The following is a 2,679-nucleotide window of genomic DNA, read 5'->3' as shown; positions in this document are numbered from 1 at the left end:
TTTCCAGTTGCTGATCTTGTGCTTGGACTTGCCCATCTGGCGCTCCCGGTGGTGAACCTAAGAGATCAGATCACCAAACTGCGAGATAGTTCCCTGATTTGAGCAACAACTCCTGTCTGGGCCGATTATTTCTCCCACCAACAGCTCGAATCAGCCTGTTTAGGGCGTTTTTTCGCCATTTCTGGCGTTATTCCCGGTTTTTAGTGAGATCTCTCCCACTGACGGATCATCTGGTCCACCCGAAACAGGTTGGCCAGGGTGAATAACATCGATGCGTCAGCCCTGACCTCTGCCTATCCGTCGTGATGAAGAAAAAAGAGTAATTAGCCCTCGCCTCACTACTGTCTATCGCACATTTTTTGCAAATCCCGTCGATTATTTATTTCCATATGAAACTGAAATCCGTAGCATAGTTTGACGAAAAGAACAGGCCATCAGGATGAAAATGGCCCGGGTAACAAGCCACCACCTGAAACGGATGTCAGCCTCTAGGAGCTGTAACCTAAGGGCGGTAGCGTGCCTGCGTCAGGCCACTCGTTCTGAAAAACCGAGCGTCCCGCCCCCCAACCATTACAGATCAGACAAAGGGCTACGTACCCCATTGGCGCCGTTTTGCAGCACATGGGTATAAATTTGTGTGGTTCGAACATCAGAATGGCCCAGTTGCTCCTGCACGGTTCGAATATCCGCCCCCCGCGCCAGCAAATGGGTGGCAAAGGAATGGCGCAAGGTATGACAGGTGACCGGTTTTCCCAGCTGTAGCTGACGCGCCGTGGCTCGAACCGCTTTTTGCAGGGTAGTTGGATCCAGATGATGTCGACGCAAGGCCCCATCGACAGGATCGCGACTCAGATGGGATGCCGGAAACAGGTAGTGCCAACCCAGCTCTTTGCTGGCAGCCGGATACTTGCGCGCCAATGCCGTCGGCAAGGCCACCCCGGCATACGCGTCGTTTAAGCAGTCCGTCATATAAAAGCGCTGGACGTAGGCAATTTGCTCCCGCAGGGCCGGAATGAGTTCCGAGGCCAGAGTCACACGCCTGTGCTTGCCCCCTTTGCCATTCCAGACCATCAGGCAGAGGTAGTTGAAGTCGATATCCTGCACGCGCAGGCGCATCACCTCCATCAGCCGGAGTCCGCTGCCATACATCAGTTGCGCCAAGAGACGAAGATGAACTGGCATAGCCAGCAACAAGGCTCGGACTTCACTTTGCGTCAAAACAGTTGGCAGTTTGGGAGGGCGCTGGCTGCGCGTAAATTTCATCTCGAGCTGCAGAGGCCGTAACAAGACAGTGCGATACAAGAAGACCAGCGCATTCAACGCCTGGGCCTGAGTCTTGACAGCCACATGGCGCTCGGTGACCAGATAGGACAAAAATTGCTGAACCTCCGCCTCACCCAGCTCGACCGGATGCTTCATCCGGGAAAAACGGATAAATGCCTTGATCCAGTGCAGATAGGCTTCAACGGTTGCCATCGCGTAACGCAGCATCAACATCTGCTCATAGATGCTTGCCAAAAACGGCGAATGAGGCTTGCGCATGAGTCACCTCCACATGTATATATAAACAGTATATACACGAGCAAGTCCCATTGCTGACTATGAAGAAACTTTCCGCATTTTTGCATAATCTATGCGGTACAAAAACATTGCCAAAGCGGGCTTTATCCGGGATTTTCAAGCTTCCGGTACATAGTCTCACACCAGACTATGACGACCCGATCCACCCCAAAATCACGGATAGATTCCGTACAATAAATTGTTAAGTAACGTCCAGCCCACATTTACATATACAGCTAAAGGATGGCTCATTTGAAAGATAAGGAAAAAATCGCTGTATTCATCGACGCAGACAATGCGCCAGCTGCAAAAATAGACATTGTGTTGTCAGAATTAGCTAGACATGGCGTAGTCAATATCAGAAAAGCATATGGCAATTGGAAAAACCTAAATTTAAAAACATGGGAGGATCTCCTCCACGACTATGCTATACAGCCAATACAACAGTTTGATCTAACGAAAGGTAAAAATGCCACTGATATGGCCTTGGTTATTGATGTAATGGATGTTTTATATACCAAGGACATAGATATTATTTGTTTAGTATCTTCTGACTGCGACTTCACACCGTTAGTAACAAGGTCGCTTGCTGATGGAAAATATGTTATCGGATTTGGCGAGAGGAAGGCACCCAAAGCTTTTGTAAATAGTTGCTCAAGGTTCCTATATTTAGATGAAGAAACAAAGCAAGAACTTCCAATACAAAAACAAACAATTAATATCAAAAGTGATACTCGCTTGATGAACCTGCTGCGACAAGCCATTGAAGCAGTAGAAGAGGATGATGGGTGGGCAATGCTTGGCCCAATTGGAACGCACATATCAAATCATGCATCATTTGACCAAAGAAACTATGGATTCAAAAAACTAAGTGACCTATTCATGGCAATTGACTTATTTGAAATGAAAAAAACAAATGGTTCAGTTCTTTGGGTTAGAGACAAGAAAAAAGCAAAACAACTTAACAAATAAATCAACTTCGCTCCAGCCCTTCGGGCTTCCGCCGGACCCGCTGCGCGGTCCGGTTATTTAAAATGTTGCACTCGCCGAGGCAGGCCTCGGAGAGGTCCGATTTAGACGACGGCGAACACATCAATACTGGCTGGGTATACAGTGCTT

Annotated in this window: 2 protein-coding genes; one reads left to right on the top strand and one right to left on the bottom strand. The window is 48.3% G+C overall.

The window, feature by feature from the left end:
• Positions 1 to 570 precede the first annotated feature (570 nt).
• A complete protein-coding gene (locus tag ACYVG7_RS10690; RefSeq protein WP_024941042.1) occupies positions 571 to 1,542 on the bottom strand; it encodes an integron integrase in 972 nt (323 codons plus the stop codon).
• Positions 1,543 to 1,803: 261 nt separating this feature from the next.
• Here ACYVG7_RS10690 and ACYVG7_RS10685 point away from each other — a divergent pair, with 261 nt between their 5' ends.
• Entirely contained in the window at positions 1,804 to 2,532 is a 729-nt protein-coding gene (locus ACYVG7_RS10685; protein WP_460883096.1) for an NYN domain-containing protein, read from the top strand.
• Positions 2,533 to 2,679: the final 147 nt, after the last annotated feature.

Source organism: Pseudaeromonas pectinilytica (assembly GCF_054780855.1).
Note: the sequence above shows the minus strand (reverse complement) of the source record. Positions and strands in the feature narration are given on the sequence as shown.

Coding starts and splice junctions, on each gene's coding strand:
- ACYVG7_RS10685 (WP_460883096.1), top strand. CDS start 1,804: ATGGCTCATTTGAAAGATAAGGAAAAAATCGCTGTATTCATCGACGCA.
- ACYVG7_RS10690 (WP_024941042.1), bottom strand. CDS start 1,542: ATGCGCAAGCCTCATTCGCCGTTTTTGGCAAGCATCTATGAGCAGATG.